General features: G+C 73.5%; 19 protein-coding genes. 13 read left to right on the top strand and 6 right to left on the bottom strand.

From position 1 onward, the window contains the following. Positions 1-10: 10 nt before the first annotated feature. Positions 11-334 (bottom strand): ferredoxin, encoded by a 324-nt coding sequence (fdxA, locus tag BX266_RS04220; protein WP_099897579.1) that lies wholly within the window; start codon positions 332-334, stop codon positions 11-13. A gap of 92 nt (positions 335-426) precedes the next feature. On the opposite strand from fdxA, the gene soxR reads away from it, so the two are divergent. Next, on the top strand, positions 427-888 hold the full coding sequence (gene soxR, locus BX266_RS04225) for a redox-sensitive transcriptional activator SoxR (protein WP_099897580.1): 462 nt from the start codon (positions 427-429) through the stop codon (positions 886-888). 32 nt (positions 889-920) lie between these two features. On the opposite strand, the gene BX266_RS04230 is transcribed toward soxR, so the two are convergent. After that, positions 921-1,364 (bottom strand): MarR family winged helix-turn-helix transcriptional regulator, encoded by a 444-nt coding sequence (locus BX266_RS04230; RefSeq protein WP_099897581.1) that lies wholly within the window; start codon positions 1,362-1,364, stop codon positions 921-923. 64 nt (positions 1,365-1,428) lie between these two features. Here BX266_RS04230 and BX266_RS04235 point away from each other — a divergent pair, with 64 nt between their 5' ends. Both BX266_RS04235 and BX266_RS04240 read left to right on the top strand, forming a co-directional pair. Beyond that, positions 1,429-1,833, top strand: a complete 405-nt coding sequence (locus BX266_RS04235; protein ID WP_099897582.1) for a VOC family protein — start codon at positions 1,429-1,431, stop codon at positions 1,831-1,833. A gap of 28 nt (positions 1,834-1,861) precedes the next feature. Next, positions 1,862-2,491 carry a DUF6629 family protein gene (locus BX266_RS04240; protein WP_099897583.1) on the top strand — a complete coding sequence of 210 codons (630 nt, stop codon included), beginning with the start codon at positions 1,862-1,864 and terminating at the stop codon, positions 2,489-2,491. On the opposite strand, the gene BX266_RS04245 is transcribed toward BX266_RS04240, so the two are convergent. After that, complete coding sequence (locus tag BX266_RS04245) at positions 2,463-3,359, bottom strand: winged helix-turn-helix transcriptional regulator (protein WP_099897584.1); 897 nt, start codon at positions 3,357-3,359, stop codon at positions 2,463-2,465. The genes BX266_RS04240 and BX266_RS04245 overlap by 29 nt on opposite strands. A gap of 83 nt (positions 3,360-3,442) precedes the next feature. Between BX266_RS04245 and BX266_RS04250 the strand changes: the two genes are divergently transcribed. Then, the gene (locus tag BX266_RS04250; protein ID WP_099897585.1) at positions 3,443-4,711 is read left to right on the top strand and encodes an MFS transporter; all 1,269 of its coding nucleotides are present in this window, start codon (positions 3,443-3,445) and stop codon (positions 4,709-4,711) included. A 7-nt stretch (positions 4,712-4,718) separates the two neighbouring features. Here the strand turns inward: BX266_RS04250 and BX266_RS04255 are convergent, their stop codons facing one another. Continuing rightward, on the bottom strand, positions 4,719-5,543 hold the full coding sequence (locus BX266_RS04255; RefSeq protein WP_099897586.1) for a polysaccharide deacetylase family protein: 825 nt from the start codon (positions 5,541-5,543) through the stop codon (positions 4,719-4,721). Between the two features lie 94 nt (positions 5,544-5,637). On the opposite strand from BX266_RS04255, the gene BX266_RS04260 reads away from it, so the two are divergent. After that, positions 5,638-6,741: a calcium:proton antiporter gene (locus tag BX266_RS04260; protein ID WP_099897587.1), complete on the top strand. Its 1,104-nt coding sequence runs from the start codon at positions 5,638-5,640 to the stop codon at positions 6,739-6,741. A gap of 106 nt (positions 6,742-6,847) precedes the next feature. After that, on the top strand, positions 6,848-7,108 hold the full coding sequence (locus BX266_RS04265; protein ID WP_099897588.1) for a GlsB/YeaQ/YmgE family stress response membrane protein: 261 nt from the start codon (positions 6,848-6,850) through the stop codon (positions 7,106-7,108). 60 nt (positions 7,109-7,168) lie between these two features. Here BX266_RS04265 and glmS read toward each other — a convergent pair whose 3' ends face one another. Next, entirely contained in the window at positions 7,169-9,010 is a 1,842-nt protein-coding gene (gene glmS / locus BX266_RS04270; protein WP_099897589.1) for a glutamine--fructose-6-phosphate transaminase (isomerizing), read from the bottom strand. 76 nt (positions 9,011-9,086) lie between these two features. Beyond that, positions 9,087-9,392 carry a hypothetical protein gene (locus BX266_RS04275; protein ID WP_099897590.1) on the bottom strand — a complete coding sequence of 102 codons (306 nt, stop codon included), beginning with the start codon at positions 9,390-9,392 and terminating at the stop codon, positions 9,087-9,089. A gap of 280 nt (positions 9,393-9,672) precedes the next feature. Here BX266_RS04275 and BX266_RS04280 point away from each other — a divergent pair, with 280 nt between their 5' ends. From BX266_RS04280 to BX266_RS04310, 7 genes are all read left to right on the top strand, one after another. Next, a complete protein-coding gene (locus tag BX266_RS04280) occupies positions 9,673-10,785 on the top strand; it encodes a hypothetical protein (protein ID WP_099897591.1) in 1,113 nt (370 codons plus the stop codon). A 57-nt stretch (positions 10,786-10,842) separates the two neighbouring features. Beyond that, positions 10,843-12,282 carry an aminotransferase class V-fold PLP-dependent enzyme gene (locus BX266_RS04285; protein ID WP_259464533.1) on the top strand — a complete coding sequence of 480 codons (1,440 nt, stop codon included), beginning with the start codon at positions 10,843-10,845 and terminating at the stop codon, positions 12,280-12,282. 106 nt (positions 12,283-12,388) lie between these two features. After that, positions 12,389-13,783, top strand: coding sequence for a GNAT family N-acetyltransferase (locus tag BX266_RS04290; protein WP_099897593.1), 1,395 nt, complete (start codon positions 12,389-12,391; stop codon positions 13,781-13,783). Between the two features lie 245 nt (positions 13,784-14,028). Further along, positions 14,029-15,285, top strand: a complete 1,257-nt coding sequence (locus tag BX266_RS04295) for a MurT ligase domain-containing protein (protein ID WP_099897594.1) — start codon at positions 14,029-14,031, stop codon at positions 15,283-15,285. Between the two features lie 212 nt (positions 15,286-15,497). Beyond that, positions 15,498-16,226, top strand: coding sequence for a type 1 glutamine amidotransferase (locus tag BX266_RS04300; protein ID WP_099907373.1), 729 nt, complete (start codon positions 15,498-15,500; stop codon positions 16,224-16,226). Positions 16,227-16,520: 294 nt separating this feature from the next. After that, a complete protein-coding gene (locus tag BX266_RS04305; RefSeq protein ID WP_099897595.1) occupies positions 16,521-17,546 on the top strand; it encodes a 6-phosphofructokinase in 1,026 nt (341 codons plus the stop codon). Between the two features lie 65 nt (positions 17,547-17,611). Beyond that, the gene (locus BX266_RS04310) at positions 17,612-18,607 is read left to right on the top strand and encodes a 2-hydroxyacid dehydrogenase (protein WP_099897596.1); all 996 of its coding nucleotides are present in this window, start codon (positions 17,612-17,614) and stop codon (positions 18,605-18,607) included. Positions 18,608-18,831 lie beyond the last annotated feature (224 nt).

The raw sequence follows: 18,831 nt of genomic DNA on the forward strand, positions 1-18,831 counted from the left end.
CGGGTGGTGGTCAGACGGCGTCCTGGACCGGCAGCGCCGCGACGGTCGGGTGGTCCTTGGGGATCAGGCCGAGCTTCGCGCTGCTGCCGGGGGCGCCGAGGTCGTCGAAGAACTCGGCGTTGGCGGTGTTGAACTGCCGCCATTCGTCCGGGGTGTCGTCCTCGAAGTAGATCGCCTCCACGGGGCAGACCGGCTCGCACGCCCCGCAGTCGATGCACTCGTCGGGGTGGATGTACAGCATCCGCTCCCCCTCGTAGATGCAGTCGACGGGGCAGTCGTCGATGCAGGCCTTGTCCTTGACGTCCACGCAGGGCAGAGCGATGACGTAGGTCATCGGGCGCCCCTCCTCTCCGGGTGGGTGCTGTCCGTTCCGACGCAGCCGAACGTAGGGCCTCAAGTAAGGTTGAGGTCAACAGGAGGCTCGACATGACGGGTGACCGGTCCGGCGAGGTCGCCGCCCCGGACGACTGGCTGAGCATCGGCGAGGTCAGCGCGCGGACGGGCGCGGCGGTGTCGGCGCTGCGGTTCTACGAGGAGCTGGGCCTGATCGCCTCCGAGCGGGACGGGCGCAACCAGCGCCGCTATCCGCGGCACATGCTGCGCCGGGTCGCGCTGGTGTCGGTGGCGAAGCGGATCGGCATCCCGTTGCAGGACCTGCGGGAGGCGTTCGCCGACGTGCCGCTGGACCGGCCGCCGAGCCACCAGGAGTGGCAGCGCGCCTCGCGCGGCTGGAAGCTCCGGCTGGAGGAGCGCCGGCAGACCATCGAGCGGCTGGAGGCCGAGCTGACGGGGTGCATCGGCTGCGGCTGCCTGTCGATGAAGGCGTGCGCGCTGCTGAACCCGGGCGACACGCTGGCCGAGGACGGCGTCGGCCCGCGGCGGCTCTGACCGGCCGACGGTGCGCTCCTCCCGGTCTGCGGTCAGCTCGCCCGGTCGTGCAGGCGCAGCAGCAGGGCGTGCAGGGTGGCGCGTTCGGCGGGGTCGAGGGGGGCGAGGACGGCGTCCTGGACGGTGCGGGCCTCGGCCTGGAGGGCGGCCAGCCGGGTGTGGCCGGCGGGGGTGAGGGTCAGGGTGAGGCGGCGGCGGTCGGCGGGGTCGCGGGTGCGGTCGAGCCAGCCGCGGGCGGCGAGCAGGTCGGCGGCCTTGGCGAGGTCGCTGGGGTCGAGGCGGAGGCGGTCGGCGAGCTCACGCTGGGTGTGCGGGCCGAGGTCGGCGAGGGCGGCGAGCGCGGCGTGGTGGTGCAGCCGCAGTCCGTCGGCGGCCAGGCGTTCGGCAAGGCGGGCGCGGGCGTCCTTGCCGGTGCGGGAGAGCAGATAGGTCGTCAGCTCGACGAGGGAGGGCGGGGCTTGGTGGGGTTCGGCCATGCCCCCATACTAGGTCCCGACCTATAGTGGGTATACACCCATGATTTCCGTCTCGGGAGGTTCCATGGACGCGCTCCACCCCCGCCTGCTGGTCGCCGACTTCGCGGCCTGCTTCGCCTTCTACGACGCGGCGCTGCCGCCGCTGCTCGGCGCCCGCCGGGTGCAGGGCGGCCCGGCGGGCCCCTACGCCCACTGGGACGTGGACGAGCAGGCCGTCCTGACCCTGTTCGACCGCGCCGCGATGGCGCAGGCCCTGGGCGCCGACCCGGCCCCCGCGGGTGCGCCGCCGGCGGACACCGCGATGTTCGTCTGCCGGGTGGCCGATGTGGACGCCGCGTACGCGCTGGCACTGAACAGCGGCGGGACGGCCGTACTGGCGCCGACCGACCGGCCGGAGTGGGGGGCGAACCTGCGCACGGCCCACCTGCGCGACCCGGACGGCACGCTGATCGAGTTTCAGTCGTACTGACGGACCGTCGGATCAGTACGCTGGCCGGGTGTGCTGGAGCGCGGAGGCCGACCTGGTCGCGGGCAGCGTCGTCGCGGCGGTCGGCGTGGCCGCGGTGGTGCGCGCCGGGGCGAGCCGGCGGCTGCCACTGGCGGCGCTGCCGCTGCTGCTGGGCGTGCACCAGCTGGTGGAGGCGGGCGTCTGGTCCGGCTGGGCGTGGGCCCGCACGGCGTGGGCGGTGATCGCGCTGCCGCTGCTGCCGCTGTACGTCCCGACGGCGGTGTGGTGCGCGACCCGCCGCCGTTCGGCCGCGGCCTTCACCGCCCTGGGCGCGGTCGTCGCGCTCGCCCTGACGGCAGCCCTGGTCCGGCACCCGGTCACCGCGCAGGTGCACGGCCACACCCTCGGCTACGCCGTGGGGATCCCGGCGGCCGGCCTGCTGCTGGCGGGCTACCTGCTCGCCACCCTGGGATCGCTGCTCTGCTCCGGCGACGGCCGCCTGCGGCTGCTCGGGTGGATCACCGGCCTGGGCGCGCTCGCCTGTGCGCTGCTGTGGCGACTGGCGTTCGTCTCCACCTGGTGCGCGCTGGCCGCCGTCGCCTCGGTGGTGCTGCTGACCTGGGCCCGGCCACCGGCCCCCGGACGGAGCGTCAGCCCGCCCGCTCCACCTGGTCGATGAGCGCCAGCGCGTCCTGCACCGAGCCGCCGGGGTCGGGCACGGGGTAGAGCACGCCGCGCACGGTGCGGGTGGCGTCGATCAGCAGGGTGAGGCGCTTGAGCCGGTCCGCGCCGCCCGCCCGGAAGGTCGGCAGGCGCAGCGCCCCGGCCAGCCGCAGGGCGGCGTCGGACAGCAGCGGGAACGGGATGCCCTGGTGGGCGGCGAACGCGGCCTGCTGGTCGGGGCGCTGGGTGGAGACGCCGTGGACGGTGGCGCCCCGGGCCGTGAAGTCGGCGAGCCGGTCGCGGTAGGTGCAGGACTCCAGGGTGCAGCCGACGGTGCCGGGGATCTGGTCCCAGCCGGGCGGGTAGCCCTGGGTGCCGGGGGCGTACGCGCCGGGGAAGCAGTAGAGCACCGTCCAGGGGGTGCCGGCGACCGGGTCGGCGAGCGCCGGGTGGGCGCTCTCGGAGGCGGCGGGCAGGGCGAGTTCGGGGACCTTGGCGCCGATCAGGGCGTGCACCCGGCGGCTCTCGGCGGAGTCGGGTGCGGTGGTCGCGGTGAGGGTGCCGTCGCCGAGCAGGTGGCGGCCGCCCCAGTCCTGCAGGGCCACCAGCACGGGCAGCAGGCCCCAGCCCTTCTCGGTCAAGTGGTAGGCGTAGCGCGGCGGGTGGGCGTGGTAAAGGCGCTTCTCGACCACGCCGTCCTCGACCAGGGCGCGCAGCCGCGCGGTGAGCACCTTGCGGCTGATGCCGAGCGCCTCGTGCAGGGCGTCGAACTGGTGGGTGCCGCCGGCCAGGTCGCGGACCAGCAGCAGCGTCCACCAGTCGCCGACCACGGACAGCGCCTGGGCGATGGAGCAGTCGGTGTCGCCGACGTCGGTGTAGCGCATGGGACCACCTTGCCACTCGGGGGCCCGCACCTCCTATAGTGAGTTCCCATAGGGGACTCACTAGCTCTCACCTGGGGGGACGTATGACCACCACCATCACCGACCCGGCCCTTCGCGCGCCCACCGGCGGCGGCCCGGCCGCCGCGTTCTGGCGCTACTGGACGGCCTCCACCGTCAGCGGCCTCGGCGACGCCGTCACCACCGTCGCCCTGCCGCTGACCGCCGTGACCGTGCTGCACGCCACCGGCCTGCAGGTCGGCCTGGTCACCGCCGCGGGCTTCGCGGCCTGGCTGCTGATCGGCCTGCCCGCGGGCGTGCTGGTGCAGCGGCTGCCGCTGCGCGGCGCCCAGATCGCCATGGACCTGCTGCGGGCCGCGGCCATCGGCTCCGTCCCGCTCGCCGCCGCGCTCGGCGCGCTGACCCTGCCGCACCTGGTGGTCGCCGCCCTGCTGACCGGCCTGGCGAGCGTGGTCTTCGACGTCGGCAACGCGACCTTCCTGCCCACCGTCGTCCCCCGCGAGCAGCTGACCGCCCGCAACAGCCTCACCTCCGCCACCCACTCGGTGAACCAGCTGGCCGGGCCCTCGCTCGGCGGCGCCCTGGTCCAACTCCTCGGCGCGGCCACGGCGCTGGTCGTCGACGCGGTCAGCTTCCTGCTCTCGGCCGCCCTGCTGCGCACCCTGCCCCGCCCGGCTGCCGCCCGCCCCGCGCCCGACGCCCCGCAGTCGGTGACCGCGCAGATCCGCGAGGGCTGGCAGTACGTCACCCGGCACCCGGTGCTGCGCCCGTGCGTGGCCGAGGCCACCCTGGTCAACTTCGTCTGCGGCGCGCTGATGGCCGTCGTCCCGCTGTTCCTGGTCCGCACCCTGCACGCCCCGGCCGGCCTGGTCGGCGTCCTGATGGCCACCGAGGGCGCGGGCAGCCTGCTCGGCGCGGCCCTCACCCCCCGGCTCGGCGCCCGCCTCGGCAGCGCCCGGGCCCTGCTCCACGGTTCGGTGGCGGGCGTGCTGACCGCGCCGCTGATGGCGCTCGCCTCCGACGGTGCCGGGCTGCTGCTGTTCGCGCTCGGCAACGCCGGGTTCGGCGCGTCCGTGGTGGTGCTGAGCATCCTCACCCGGACGCACCGGCAGAGCACCGTCCCCGCCGAGCTGCTGCCCCGGGTGATGGCCACCGTCCGCTTCGTCTCCTGGGGTGCGATCCCGATCGGCGCGCTCGCCGCCGGCGCCGCCGCCTCGCTCTGGGACCCCCGCACCGCGCTCGCCGCGGCCTGCGCGCTCACCGTCCTCTCGCCGGTCCTGCTGTTCTGCTCCCCGCTGCGCACCGTGCGCCGCCTGGAGGACCTGACGGCCTGACGGGCACTCAGGACGGCAGCCGCACGAAGCTCCGCCCCGCGTCCAGCAGCCGCGGCAGCGCCTGCGCGTAGCCCGCCGCCGTCCCGGAACCCGGATGATTGAAGTGGCTGATCACCACCGAACCGGGCGCGGCAGCGGCCACCGCCGAGGCGACCTGCCCGGCGGTGAAGGTCGCGCCGGCGTCCCCGTTGACCGCGAACCCGGCCACCCGCTCCCCCAGCTCGCCGACCAGCCGCACCGCGACCTCGTCGTAGTGCGCCGTCCCCGAGCGGAACCAGCGCGGCGGGCGCCCGAGCAGCGCCGCCAGCTTCGCCCGGTTGCCCGCCACCTCCTCGTACGCGGCGGCCGGGTCCGCCGTCCCGGTGATGCCGTACGCCGAACGGCCCGTCACCGACAGCGGGCGGTGCGCGGTGCCGTGGTTGCCGATCTCGAACAGCCGGTCCGCCGCCAGCTCCCCGAACGGCCCCGGGTTGGCGTCCACCCAGCGGGCGTTCAGGAACAGCGTGGCGGGCACGCCGTGGCGGCGCAGCACGCCGATCAGCTCCTCGTCGTAGCCGTCGCCGCCGGGCCCGCCGCAGGCGTCGAAGGTCAGCGCCAGCGCACCGTCCGGCACCGTCGCCTCCACGCCCGGCAGGTCCGTCCCCCACAGCCGGGGCGCCTGACCGGCGTACCGGGCCAGCACCTGCTCCCGGGTCGGCGGCGCGGGCGGGGCCACCGCGGCCGGCGCCGCCGGCGCCGCCACCGCTGACGGCGCGTCAGCCGGGCGCCCCGGCGCGGCGCAGCCCGCCGCCAGTGAGACCGCCGCCGCCAGTACCGTCCGCCGTCCGAGCACGCTGTCGCTCCTCGCCGTCCACCGTGATCACCGTGAGCACCGCCACGAGTGTCACTTCCCGGCCGCGCCGGTGCCATCTGCGAAGCTCGGCCGTATGGCTTCCTCCCCCCGACCGCACTACCTGCAGTGGACGACCGTCGCCCCGGTGCTGGCGTTCCTGCTGCTCCTGGCGACCTGGCACCGCGACGTGCCGTGGCCGGTGGTGGCGCTGGTGGCGTGCTTCCTGGCGGTGTCGGTGGTGGCGGCCGTGCACCACGCGGAACTGATCGCCCATCGGGTCGGCGAACCCTACGGCTCCCTGGTTCTTGCGGTCGCCGTCACCATCATCGAGGTCGCCCTGATCGTCACGCTGATGGCCGACGGCGGCGACAAGAGCGCCGGCCTCGCCCGGGACACGGTGTTCGCCGCCGTGATGATCACCTGCAACGGCATCCTCGGGCTGTCCATCCTGGTCGGCGCCCTGAAGTACCGGGTCGCCGTCTTCAACGCGGAGGGCACCGGCGCGGCGTTCGGCGCGATCGCCACCCTGGCGACGCTCAGCCTGGTGCTGCCGACCTTCACCACCTCGCAGCCGGGACCGCAGTTCTCCACCACCCAGCTGGTCTTCGCCGCCACCGCCTCGCTCGTCATCTACGGGCTGTTCGTCTCGACCCTGACGGTCCGGCACCGCGACTACTTCCTGCCCGTCACTCCCGCCGGTGAGATCGTCGACCCGACGGACGACCACTCCGAACCGCCCAGCAGGCGCGAGACCCTGATCAGCGTGGCCCTGCTGTCCGTCGCGCTGGTCTCGGTGGTCGGCCTCGCCAAGGGCGTCTCGCCCACCATCGAACGGGGGGTCGCCGCCGCCGACCTCCCCAACGCGGTGGTCGGCGTGGTCATCGCGCTGCTGGTGCTGCTCCCCGAGTCCATCGCCGCGGTCCGCGCCGCGGTCCGCAACCGCGTGCAGATCAGCCTCAACCTGGCCCTCGGCTCCGCCCTGGCCTCCATCGGCCTCACCATCCCCGCCGTGGCCATCGCCTCCACCTGGCTCAGCGGCCCGCTGGAACTCGGCCTCGGCCCCAACCACATGATCCTGCTGGCCCTGACCGTCGCGGTCGGCACCCTCACCGTCATCCCGAAGCGCGCCACCCCGCTGCAGGGCGGCGTCCACCTCGCCATCCTCGGGGCCTACCTGGTCCTGGCGGTGAGTCCGTGACCCCCCGTCAGGGTCCGGCCGAAGTCACCTGCATGACCTGGACGTTCGGGGAAAGGCGGGGGGTGCGGCCGCGGACCGGTCGCACCGTTCGAGACGAGGAGGCTCCATGTCCATCCTGTGGGCGATCATCGCCGGTCTGGTCATCGGACTGCTGGCGAAACTCGTGATTCCCGGCCGCCAGCCGATCCCGCTGTGGCTCACCATCCTGCTCGGCGTCGTCGGCGGGCTGATCGGCAACGCACTGGCCGGCGCCTTCGGCGTCGCGGACACCGACGGCATCGACTGGGTCCGGCACTTCTTCCAGATCGGAGCCGCCGCCCTGCTGATCCTGGTGGTCACCCCGCTGTGGTCGCGCCGCGGCGCCTGACCCGCGGAAGGACAACCGGAGGGGGTGTGCGCCCGGGCGCACACCCCCTCCGGCCGTGCCTCACTCCACCGTCACGCTCTTGGCGAGGTTGCGGGGCTTGTCGACGTCCCGGCCGAGGGCCACGGCCGCGTGGTAGGCCAGGAGTTGGAGCGGGACGTTGAGCAGCAGCGGGTCGAGTTCGGGCTCGCTCTTCGGGACGACCAGGCAGTGGTCGGCCAGGCGCGGCTCGATCGGGCGGTGGGCGACGGCCAGGACCCGGCCGGAGCGGGCCTTGATCTCACCGAGGGCGGTGAGGTTCTTGTCGAGCAGCTCGTCGTCGGGGACGAGGGCGACCGTGGGCAGCTCGGGGGAGATCAGCGCCAGCGGGCCGTGCTTCAACTCGCTCGCGGGGTAGGCCTCCGCGTGGATGTAGGAGATCTCCTTGAGCTTCTGCGCGCCCTCCCGGGCGACCGGGTAGCCCCGGACCCGGCCGATGTACATCATGCCCTGGCTCCCGGCGTACTCGGCGGCCAGCGCCTCGATCTCCTTCTGCTGCCCGAGCACCTCCCGGATCTGGTCGGGCAGCGCCTTGAGGGCGGCGACGATCCGGCGGCCGTCGGCGGGCGACAGGTCGTGGATCCGGCCGAAGTGCAGGGCGAGCAGCGCGAACGCGACCACCGTGGAGGTGAAGGCCTTGGTGGAGGCGACCGAGATCTCGGGGCCGGCGTGCAGGTAGATCCCGCCGTCGCACTCGCGGGCGATCGCCGAGCCGACCGTGTTCACCACGCCGAGCACCCGGCCGCCCTTGCGCTTGACCTCCTGGACGGCGGCCAGCGTGTCGTAGGTCTCGCCGGACTGGCTGACCGCCACGTACAGGGTGTCGGCCTCGATCACCGGGTTGCGGTAGCGGAACTCGGAGGCCGGCTCGGAGTGGGCGGGGATCCGGGCGAGCTCCTCGATCAGCTGGGCGCCCATCTCGCCGGCGTAGTACGCCGAGCCGCAGCCGAGGATCTTCACCCGGCGGATCTCGCGCAGCTCACGGGCGTCCAGGTTGAGGCCGCCCAGGTGGGCGGTGGCGAAGCGCTCGTCGAGCCGGCCGGACAGGGTCCGCTCGACCGCGCCCGGCTGCTCGTGGATCTCCTTGAGCAGGTAGTGCGCGAAGCCGCCGGTGTCGTAGCTGCCGATCTCCCAGTCGACGGTGGACGGCTGCCGGGTGACGGTGCGGGCGTCCTCGGTGAAGGTCCGGAAGCCGTCGGCGCGCACGGTGGCCAGCTCGCCGTCCTCCAGGTGCACCACCTGCCGGGTGTAGCGGACCAGGGCGGAGACGTCGGACGCGGCGAACATCTCCTTCTCGCCGATGCCCAGCACGATCGGGCTGCCGTTGCGGGCCACCACGATCCGGTCGGCCTGCTCGGCGTCCAGCACGGCGATGCCGTAGGTGCCGACGACCAGCTTGAGCGCGGCCCGCACCGCGTCCTCCAGTTCGCCCCCGTCGGCGCGGTGCGCGGCGATCAGGTGGGCGAGCACCTCGGTGTCGGTCTCGGAGCGGAACTCCGCGCCGTCCGCGGTGAGCTTGGCGCGCAGCTCGTCGGCGTTCTCGATGATGCCGTTGTGCACCACCGCGATCCGGCCCGCGTTGTCCGTGTGCGGGTGCGCGTTCGCGTCGGACGGGACGCCGTGGGTGGCCCACCGGGTGTGGCCGATGCCGGTGCCGCCCTTGAACCGGGCCGGGACCGCCGCCGCCAGGTCGGCGACCCGGCCCTTGACCTTGCAGACCTTCAGCTTCGCCGGGGCCGACTTGGTCGCGGGCGCTATCACCGCGACGCCCGCCGAGTCGTACCCCCGGTACTCGAGGCGCTGCAGCCCCTCCAGCAGGAAGGGGGACGCGTCCTTGGGGCCGATGTAGGCCACGATTCCGCACATGGGCGTGGACTCCTGATCTGTCGGGGTGGGAGCGGGTGGGAGCCGCGAGGGCCGGCCCGGCGGACCTGGCGGACCGTCAGCCGTAGACCATCCGGCGCAGCTGACGCACCGACAGCTGCGGCGCGGCCACCCGCCGGGCGGCCAGTTCGCCGCCGAGGCGGGTGAAGATCTGCTCGTTGGTCAGCCCTCGGGCCTGCAGCTCACCGTGGCGGCGGCGGACGTACTCCTCGGTGGACTCCGAGAAGTACGCCAGCACCTCCGCGACGACCCGCGCGGCCTCCCCCGGGGCCAGGGGGGTGGTCCTGGCGAGGTGGGCGAGCAGGTCCTCATGAGGGTGCGGTGAGACAGGCACGGACGGGGAGCCTAGGCGTGAAGAGTTCATTTGCCAAAGATCCTGCCCGAATTCGGGCAGGCCGGCCAGTCGACGCGCGCCCGTGCAACCTTCCGCACCCGTGCGGCGTACTAGAGGACGGTGGTCGCACAGGCGCTCGGGCGCGCACCTATGATGTGTGGCCGTCGTTGTAGAACGGTGTGCAGGCGGTGTTCGGGTGACGCGCCCGGGCAGCTACGCCTGTTGGCGGTGTCCCTGACCGGGTTTCCGGCGGTCACCCCGCAGGATGGGCCGCGTACTGTCCGTGTCGATCACAGGGGGACCGTCCGTCATGCAACCGCGTGTGTTCGCCGTCGTCACCGCCGTCCTGCTGGCCGTACTCGGCCTCGGGTCGGTCCTGGTGACCGACTGGACGCCCAAGGCCGCCACCGCCGCCGTCGCACCCGCCGCGGGCAACGGCCGCCCCGGCGCCGTGCCGGCGAGCACCGCCGCGTCCCCCTCCCCCACCGGCGACCCCGCCGTGTGGACCCGCAGCACCCTGCGCAACAAGCTGATGAAGGAGATGGAGGACACCGACCCCGGTGTCGCCCTCGCCGACCTCGACAAGATCTCCAAGGACAAGCCCTACACGGTGCGGTTCTGCCACCCCATCGCCCACGAGCTCGGGCACGCCGCGGTGCAGCGCTACCACCAGGACTTCCAGAAGGTGATCTCCTTCCCGCACGAGACCTGCGCGGCCGGCTACCTGCACGGCGCGGTCGAGGAGATGCTCGCCAACTCCAAGGACCCGCAGCACGACATCCTCTCGCTCTGCGCCCCCGCCAACACCGGGCCCTGCATCCATGGCGTCGGACACGGCATCATGTTCGTCACCAAGCAGGACATCCCCGCCGCGCGGGCGCTGTGCGACAAGTTCCCCAGCCAGAGCCGCCGGATCACCTGCTCCGAGGGCGTCTTCATGCAGCTGTTCGCCCCGGACGAGGAGGACGAGAAGGCCAAGGCCAACCTCCCCGCGGACAAGCTCGCCGCCGACCCGCTGTACCCCTGCCCCGAGCAGCCGGCGCTCTACCAGTCCGCGTGCTTCTTCTACGCCCCGACCTTCTTCCTCTCCTCCCACGACTACGCCAACCACCCCGAGGCCTTCGCCCAGGCCCTCCAGTGGTGCCTCAACGGGCAGGCCGCCGGCGGCGCGAACGACTGCTCCCGGGGCGTCGGCTCGCGCACCATGAAGTACAACCTGGACCGCGAGGACTGGGCCGCGCAGCAGTGCGCCACCGCCAAGGACGCCTGGCAGCGCAAGGCCTGCGCCCAGGGCCTGGTCTCCTACTACACCGTCAACTACACCGAGTCCGGTGCGGCTGCCCGCCTCTGCAACAAGATCACCAACAAGGAGATCCAGGGCTACTGCCGCACCGCGGGCGGCCTCTCCAGCACCCTGGACTGACCCGGCCGCCCGCCCCTGGTTGGGTCCGGTTCCACCTGCACCCATACGATTCGCCAGGTGAACGATGACTTCAGGAGCGCCGCGCACGCGGCGGCGGAGCTGGTGGCCGACTACCTCGACGGGGTTCCGGGGCGGCCGGTGTGGCAGCCGATGGATCCGGCGGAGCGGGCGGCGCTGCTGGAGTGGGAGCTGCCCGAGGACGGGGTGGGGCTGGAGGAGCTGCTGAAGGCCGTCGGGGAGCGGATCATGCCGCACCCGATGGGCAACGGCAGCTCCCGGTTCTTCGGCTGGGTGAACTCCTCGCCGCAGCCGGCCGGAGTGCTGGCGACGCTGGCCGCGTCGGCGATGAACCCGAGTTCCGCGGGCGGCGACCACGCCGACGTGCACCTGGAGCGGGCGATGGTGCGGTGGATCGCCGAGCTGGTGGGCTTCCCGCACCCGGCGGGCGGCGGCATCCTCACCTCGGGCACCTCGATGGCGACCATCGTCTGCCTGGCCACCGCCCGCAACCGGGCCGCCCGCAACGCCGGTCGGGACGTCCGCGAGGACGGCCTCGCCGGCCTGCCGCCGCTGGTCGGCTACGTCACCGGCGAGGCGCACAGCTGCGTGCGCAAGGCCGCGGAGCTGCTCGGCCTGGGATCGAAGCACCTGCGGGTGGTGCCGACCGACGCGGACGGGCACCTGCTGCTCGACGGGCTGGAGCGCGCGATCGCGGAGGACCGCGCGGCGGGCCGGCTGCCGTTCCTGGTGGTGGCCTCGGCGGGCACGGTCGGCACCGGCGCGGTCGACCCGTTCGAGCCGATCGCGGACCTGGCGGCCCGCGAGGGGCTGTGGTTCCACGTGGACGGGGCGTACGGCGCGTTCGGCATCCTGGACGAGACGATCCGGCACCGGTACGCGGGCATGGACCGGGCGGACTCGCTGGCGCTGGACCCGCACAAGTGGCTGGGCGTCCCGGTGGACTGCGGGTGCGCGCTGGTGCGCGACGCCGAGGAGCTGCGCGGCGCCTTCAGCCTGGTGCCGTCCTACCTGCGGGACGACGCGGCGGGCGACCTCGGCTGGTTCTCGGAGTACGGCACCGAGCAGACCCGGCCGTTCCGGTCGCTGAAGGTGTGGGCGTCGATCGCCCACCGGGGCCGGACCGGCGTGGCCCGGGACATCGCGCACTGCACGGCGCAGGCCCGGCGCCTGGGCGAATGGGTCGAGCAGGACCCGGAGTTGGAGCTGCTCGCACCGGTGGAGACCTCGATCGTGGCGTTCCGCTACCGCCCGCAGGGGGTGGCCGAGGAGACCGTGCAGCAGCTCAACTCCCGGCTGCCGGTGGCGATCCAGCTGCGCGGACAGGTCTTCGTGACGGGCGCCGTGTACCAGGGCCGGGAGATCCTCCGGGCGTGTCTGCTGAACGCGTCGACCACCGACGCGGACGTGCGGCTGCTGCTCGACGAGGTGAAGTCGGCCGGAGCGGAACTCCTGGCCGGGCTCCGCACGTCCAACTGACCGTGGGAGCGGATCAGCGCCGATCCGATGGGGGCCCGCGGAGACATTAACCGTCAGGTCACGGGGGATTCGTGATCGCGAAACAGCGGAGCGCCACCATGCTGGCATGGAGAAGATGGCGTACACCCACGGCAGAGTCGGCAACGAGCAGCAGCAGCGGCGGTCCCGGGGGCACCGCTGGCGCCGGGAGACGGTCGAGCTGGCGGCGGTCTTCGCCGCCGTCGCCGCCGCCGACCTGGTCGCCAACGTGGTCGTGCACGGACACGACGGGCCGGTGCTGCTGGCCGCCTCGGCCGCGGCCATGCTCGGCACCGCGCTGTTCCGGGGCTGGCTCGCCCACCGGCACCCGCACGGGCCGCCCGGCGCGGACGCCCTCGCACCCCCGGGCGGCGCGATGACCGGCGACGCGGCGGACCGCGACGCCATGAGCGGGGAGCAGGAGCCCACCGTGCTGTGGCGGCTGCGCACCAGCGTCGCGGACGCGCCGGGCAGCCTGGCCCGGGTGTGCACGGCGCTGGCCGAGCGGCGGGTGAACATCGTGTCGATGCAGGCGCACCCGCTGCCGGACTGCACGGTGGACGAGTTCATCGTCCGCGCACCGAAGGCGCTGGCCCGCACCGAGCTGGCCGCGGCGGTCGCGGCGGGCGGCGGCTGGGACATCTGGACCGACCGGGCGGACGCCCACGAGCTGGTCGACGTGCCCCGCCAGGTCCTCGCCCTGGCCACCCGCACCGCCCTGGACGCGGCGGAACTCCCGGTCGCGCTGCGGCAGTTGTTCGGACGGGCGGCGATCCGCCAGTTCCCGGGGCGGGGCGCCGAGACGCCCGCCGGAGTGGAGGGGCACGTGATGCGACTGCCGCTGCCGAACGGCGACCTGCTGGAGCTCTCCCGGCCCAACCTGCCGTTCACGCCGACCGAGTTCGCCCGGGCCCGGGCGCTGGTGGAGCTGGACACCGTGCTGGGTCCGCGGGTGCCGCAGGTCGAGGCCCGGATCAGCCACCCCGAGGGCGACGAGCTGACGGTCCGTCGGGCCACCCCGGAGGACAAGGCGGCGGCGGTCGCCATGCACGCCCGCTGCTCGCCGGAGTCGCTGCGCCGCCGCTACCACGGCCCGGTCCGGGACGCCGACCGCTACCTGGACCACCTGCTGGACCCGCGGCACGGGCAGACCCTGGCGGTGGAGACCGCGCACGGCCGGCTGGTCGCGCTGGCCCACCTGATGTGGGACGACGAGGGCGCGGAGATCGCCCTGCTGGTCGAGGACGCCTGGCAGCGCCGCGGCCTGGGCGTGGACCTGGTGCGCCGGATGGCGGCGCTGGCGCTGGAGGCGGGGGTGCGCACCGTGTACGCGGTGACCACCTCCTCCAACACGGGGCTGATCTCCACCATGCGGCGGCTGTCCGCCCCGCTGGACTACCAGGTGGAGGACGGCACGCTGGTGATCACCGCGCACCTGGCGGAGGCGGCCGAGAAGCTGCCCGCCCCGTGGGCGGCCCGCTGACCCTCGTTCCGGGGCCCGGCGGTGGAGCGGTCGTGCTCCACCGCCGGGCCCGTGCCGTGCCCCGGGGGAACGTTTCGCCCCGGGCCTGCGTCTTCTCCGGCACGGGCCCGTCCGGGTACGGCACGGGGTCGGATGTCGCCCCTGCTCAAGTGTGCGGGCGGGAGTCGGTAGGCTGAGCCCGTCCCTGCCGCCCGTGGGTCGTCGAACGGCCCGGGCGGTGCCGCAGCAAGGAGGAACCCCTGAGCATGCCAGGCACCGATTCGGAAGCCGCGCGCGACGCCTCGCTGCCCGCCCGCGCAAAGATCGCCGTGACGGCCGGCAAGATGGCGGCCGCGCTGTCCCAGAAGGCCGGTCGCGGCAGCGGTTCGGTGATCGGCGGCAAGGTCGCGCTCAAGCTCGACCCGGACCTGCTGGCGACCCTCGCCGAGCACCTGGACGTGGTCCTGGTCAGCGCCACCAACGGCAAGACCACCACCACCCGGCTGATCGCGGAGGCGCTGCGGGCGGCCGGTCCGGTGGTGTCCAACGCGCTGGGCGCGAACATGCCGGCGGGCATCACGGCGGCGCTGGCCGGTGGCACCGACGCCCGGTTCGGCGTGATCGAGGTGGACGAGAAGTACCTGCCGATGGTGGCCCGGGACACCCGGCCGAAGGCCATAGCTCTGCTGAACCTGTCGCGCGACCAGCTGGACCGCGCGGCGGAGACCCGGATGATGGCCGAGAAGTGGCGCGAGGGACTGAAGGACACCGAGGCGGTGATCGTCGCCAACGCCGACGACCCGCTGGTGACCTGGGCCGCCTCCTCCTGCAAGAAGGTGGTCTGGGTGGCCGCCGGGCAGGCGTGGAAGGAGGACGCCTGGTCGTGCCCGTCCTGCGGCGGCGTGATGCAGCGGCCCGGCGACGACTGGTTCTGCGGCGAGTGCGGCTTCCGCCGCCCGAACCCGCACTGGGCGCTGCAGGGCACCCACGTGATCGACCCGCACCGCGGCGCCTGGCCGATCCAGCTGCAGCTGCCGGGCCGGGCGAACCTGGCGAACGCCACCTCCTCGGCCGCGGTCGCGGCGGTGTTCGGGGTCGCCCCGCAGGTCGCGCTGCAGCGGATGCAGTCGGTGGCCGCGGTGGCCGGCCGCTACGACGTGGTGCAGTTCCGGGGCCGGGACGTCCGGCTGCTGCTGGCGAAGAACCCGGCGGGCTGGCTGGAGACCTTCTCGCTGATCGACGGGCCGCCGGCGCCGGTGGTGCTGTCGGTGAACGCGCTGGACGCGGACGGCACCGACACCTCCTGGCTGTGGGACGTCGACTACGAGCGGCTGGCCGGGCACCCGATCTTCGTGATGGGTCAGCGCAAGCTCGACCTGGCGGTCCGGCTGGAGGTGGCCGGCCTGCAGTTCCAGGTGGTCGACTCGCTGGCGCAGGCGGTGGACGCGGCCCCCGCGGGCCGGATCGAGGCGATCGCCAACTACACGGCGTTCCAGCAGCTCCGCAAGGCCGTGGTGGCCTGATGACCGATCAGTCCTACCCGCAGCAGCCGTACGGGCAGCAGCCCCAGTACGGACAGCAGCCGCAGTACGGCGGGCAGCAGCAGTACGACGGGCAGCAGCAGGCGTACGGCGCCCCGCAGCAGCAGTACGGCGACGGCGGGTACCAGCGGCAGGCCCCGCAGCAGCAGCCGTCGGCGCCGCAGCCCCAGCAGCAGTACGGGAGGTCTTCGAGGATGAGCGAGAGCAGCCTGCGGGTGGTCTGGGTGTACCCGGACCTGCTGTCGACGTACGGCGACCGCGGCAACGCGCTGGTGGTCGAGCGGCGGGCGCGGCAGCGCGGCCTCGGGGTGCAGCGGATCGACGTGCGCTCGGACCAGTCGGTGCCGACCAGCGGCGACATCTACCTGATCGGCGGCGGTGAGGACCGCCCGCAGCGGCTGGCGGCGGAGCGGCTGCGCAACGACGGCGGGCTGGTCCGGGCCGCCGAGAACGGTGCGATCATCTTCTCGGTCTGCGCGGGTTTCCAGATCCTCGGCCACGAGTTCGTCAACGACCTGGGCGAGCGCGAGCCGGGCCTGGGCCTGCTGGACGTGTGGACCACCCGCGGCGAGGGCGCGCGCTGCGTCGGCGACGTGCTGGCGGACGTCGCCCCGCAGCTGAACCTCCCCCAGCTGACCGGCTTCGAGAACCACCAGGGCATCACCCACCTCGGCGAGGGCGTCAGCCCGCTGGCCACCGTGCAGGTCGGCCGGGGCAACGGCACCGGCGACGGCACCGAGGGCGCCTGGCGCGACACCGTGTTCGGCACCTACCTGCACGGTCCGGTGATGGCCCGCAACCCCGCCGTGGCGGACATGCTGATCAAGCTGGCGCTGGACGTGAACGCGCTGCCGCCCGCCGACACCACCTGGTACGAGGCGCTGCGCGCGGAGCGGATCGCCGCCACCGCGCGGCCGGCGTGAGGCCGTTCACGCTCCCGTAAGCCGTGGTCACGGTCGTGGACGGCTGACCGCCATGTGGTCAGCCGTCCCGCCGGGGGACAACTTCATAGGACAATAGGAGAGCCCGGGCGCAACACCCTCCTCGGCGGTCGGGTCGCAGTTACGTGTGGTGCGTCGAGGAAGCCGCCCCCGCGTCGGTTTCGGCCCGGCCGGACGCAGGAACCGTATGCTGTGCAGCAGGTCAGATTCGGGCGTTATGTCCGATTCCCACCCACCAGTCCGGCCGTCCGATCCTGCTCGGGAGTTGGCAAAGCAATGCGTATTGGTGTCCTGACCAGCGGCGGTGACTGCCCCGGCCTGAACGCCGTCATCCGTTCCGTGGTCCACCGGGGGGTGGTCGACCACGGCGACGAGATCATCGGTTTCGAGGACGGCTGGCGCGGTCTTCTGGAGGGCGTGCACCGTCCGCTGACGCTCGACTCGGTCAGCGGCATCCTGGCCCAGGGCGGCACCATCCTGGGCTCCTCCCGGGTCCAGCCGAGCCACCTGCGCGACGGCGTCGAGCGCGCCAAGCAGTACTGCAACGACCTGGGCATCGACGCGGTGATCCCGATCGGCGGCGAGGGCACCCTGAAGGCCGCGAAGCTGATGAGCGACGCGGGCCTGCCGGTGGTCGGCGTCCCGAAGACCATCGACAACGACATCGCCTGCACCGACGTCACCTTCGGCTTCGACACCGCCGTCTCGGTGGCCACCGAGGCGCTGGACCGGCTGAAGACCACCGCCGAGTCGCACCAGCGCGTCATGGTGGTCGAGGTGATGGGCCGTCACACCGGCTGGATCGCGCTGAACGCGGGCATGGCGGCCGGTGCGCACGCCATCGTCGTCCCGGAGCGCCCGTTCCACATCGACAAGCTGACCGAGGTCGTCCGCGAGCGCTTCGACCGGCAGAAGAAGTTCGCCATCGTGGTCTGCGCCGAGGGCGCCAAGCCCGAACCCGGCACCATGCCGTGGGAGGAGGGCAGCAAGGACATGTACGGGCACGAGCGCTTCACCGGCATCGCCACCCAGCTCTCCCGCGAGCTGGAGCACCGCCTCGGCAAGGAGGCCCGACCGGTGATCCTCGGCCACACCCAGCGCGGCGGCACCCCCACCGCCTACGACCGGGTGCTCGCCACCCGCTTCGGCTGGCACGCGGTGGAGGCCGCCCACAAGGGCGCGTTCGGCCACATCACCGCCCTGCAGGGCACCGACATCAAGCTGGTGCCGCTGGGCGAGGCCGTCGCCGAGCTGAAGACCGTCCCGGCCGAGCGCTACCTCGAGGCCGAGACCGTCATCTGACGACCCGTCCGCCGGGGGCGCGTCGCGGGCCCACCGCCCGCGCCCCCGGGGATAGCCTTCGCCGCATGGAGATCCTCGCCTACGGCGTCCAAGCAGACGAACAGCCGCTCCTGGAGAAGGCCTTCGCGGGCCGGCACCCGCTGCGCACGCTGGCCGTGTTCCTGAACCGGGACACCGCCCCGCTGGCCGCCGGCTACCCGGCCGTCAGCACCAGCGTCAACGCCGTCCTGGACGCCCCGACGCTGGCGGTCCTCGCCGCCGGCGGCACCGAGCTGATCGCCCAGCGCTCCACCGGCTTCAACAACATCGACCTGGACGCCGCCGCCGAGCTCGGCCTCACCGTCGCCCGGGTCTCGCACTACAGCCCGTACGCGGTCGCCGAGCACGCCTGGGCCCTCGCGCTGGCCGTCAACCGCCGGCTCACCCGGGCCGCCAGCCGCTCCCGCGAGTTCGACTTCCGCCTCGACGGCCTGCTCGGGCGGGACATCCACGGCATGACGATCGGCGTGATCGGCACCGGCAAGATCGGCGAGTGCTTCGCCCGGATCGCGGCCGGCTTCGGCACCGAGCTCCTCGGCTGGGACGTCGCGCCGAACCCGGCCTGCACCGAGCTCGGCATGGCCTACACCGAACTGCCCGAACTCCTCAGCCGCGCCGACCTGGTGAGCCTGCACGTGCCACTGCTGCCGGCCACCCACCACCTGATCGACACCGCAGCGCTGGCCCGGATGAAGGACGACGCGATCCTCATCAACTCCAGCCGCGGCGGCCTGGTCGACAGCGCCGCCCTGGTCGAGACCCTGCGCGCCGGACGCCTCTCCGGCGTCGGCCTGGACGTGTACGAGGAGGAGACCGGCGTCTTCTTCACCGACCGGTCCATCCACGGCATCGCCGACGACACCCTCGCCCGGCTGGTCACCTTCCCCCAGGTCCTGGTCACCTCCCACCAGGCCTACTTCACCCACACCGCCGTCGGCCAGATCATCGACGCCACGGCCCGCAACGTCGACGATTTCGCCGCCGGACGCCGCAACGAGAACACCCTGGTGCCGCGGAGCTGACCGCCCGGCCGGCCGAGCGGATTCAACTCCCGCTGCACTTACCTGACTTGATCCAATTCAGCACCGGAAAGACGGCCGTTTACACGCCCTTGACGGCCCGTTACGTTGGGGTGTGGGAGCGCTCCCAGTCATGCCTGCACCTATGGCATGACCATGGCTTTTCCCAGGCAAGAGGGCCTGCCCGGCCGGGACGGCACGGGCCGGCCACCCCCACCCCCAACCAC

The sequence above is a fragment of the Streptomyces sp. TLI_171 genome (assembly GCF_003610255.1).
Lineage (GTDB): Bacteria > Actinomycetota > Actinomycetes > Streptomycetales > Streptomycetaceae > Kitasatospora.

Excerpts from the sequence above, each read along its gene's own strand:
- BX266_RS04300 (WP_099907373.1), top strand. The coding sequence starts at position 15,498 with ATGAGCGAGAGCAGCCTGCGGGTGGTCTGGGTGTACCCGGACCTGCTG.
- BX266_RS04230 (WP_099897581.1), bottom strand. The coding sequence starts at position 1,364 with ATGGCCGAACCCCACCAAGCCCCGCCCTCCCTCGTCGAGCTGACGACC.
- BX266_RS04295 (WP_099897594.1), top strand. The coding sequence starts at position 14,029 with ATGCCAGGCACCGATTCGGAAGCCGCGCGCGACGCCTCGCTGCCCGCC.
- fdxA (WP_099897579.1), bottom strand. The coding sequence starts at position 334 with ATGACCTACGTCATCGCTCTGCCCTGCGTGGACGTCAAGGACAAGGCC.
- BX266_RS04290 (WP_099897593.1), top strand. The coding sequence starts at position 12,389 with ATGGAGAAGATGGCGTACACCCACGGCAGAGTCGGCAACGAGCAGCAG.
- BX266_RS04280 (WP_099897591.1), top strand. The coding sequence starts at position 9,673 with ATGCAACCGCGTGTGTTCGCCGTCGTCACCGCCGTCCTGCTGGCCGTA.
- BX266_RS04310 (WP_099897596.1), top strand. The coding sequence starts at position 17,612 with ATGGAGATCCTCGCCTACGGCGTCCAAGCAGACGAACAGCCGCTCCTG.
- BX266_RS04245 (WP_099897584.1), bottom strand. The coding sequence starts at position 3,359 with ATGCGCTACACCGACGTCGGCGACACCGACTGCTCCATCGCCCAGGCG.
- BX266_RS04275 (WP_099897590.1), bottom strand. The coding sequence starts at position 9,392 with ATGAACTCTTCACGCCTAGGCTCCCCGTCCGTGCCTGTCTCACCGCAC.
- BX266_RS04250 (WP_099897585.1), top strand. The coding sequence starts at position 3,443 with ATGACCACCACCATCACCGACCCGGCCCTTCGCGCGCCCACCGGCGGC.
- BX266_RS04235 (WP_099897582.1), top strand. The coding sequence starts at position 1,429 with ATGGACGCGCTCCACCCCCGCCTGCTGGTCGCCGACTTCGCGGCCTGC.
- BX266_RS04305 (WP_099897595.1), top strand. The coding sequence starts at position 16,521 with ATGCGTATTGGTGTCCTGACCAGCGGCGGTGACTGCCCCGGCCTGAAC.
- soxR (WP_099897580.1), top strand. The coding sequence starts at position 427 with ATGACGGGTGACCGGTCCGGCGAGGTCGCCGCCCCGGACGACTGGCTG.
- BX266_RS04260 (WP_099897587.1), top strand. The coding sequence starts at position 5,638 with ATGGCTTCCTCCCCCCGACCGCACTACCTGCAGTGGACGACCGTCGCC.
- BX266_RS04265 (WP_099897588.1), top strand. The coding sequence starts at position 6,848 with ATGTCCATCCTGTGGGCGATCATCGCCGGTCTGGTCATCGGACTGCTG.
- glmS (WP_099897589.1), bottom strand. The coding sequence starts at position 9,010 with ATGTGCGGAATCGTGGCCTACATCGGCCCCAAGGACGCGTCCCCCTTC.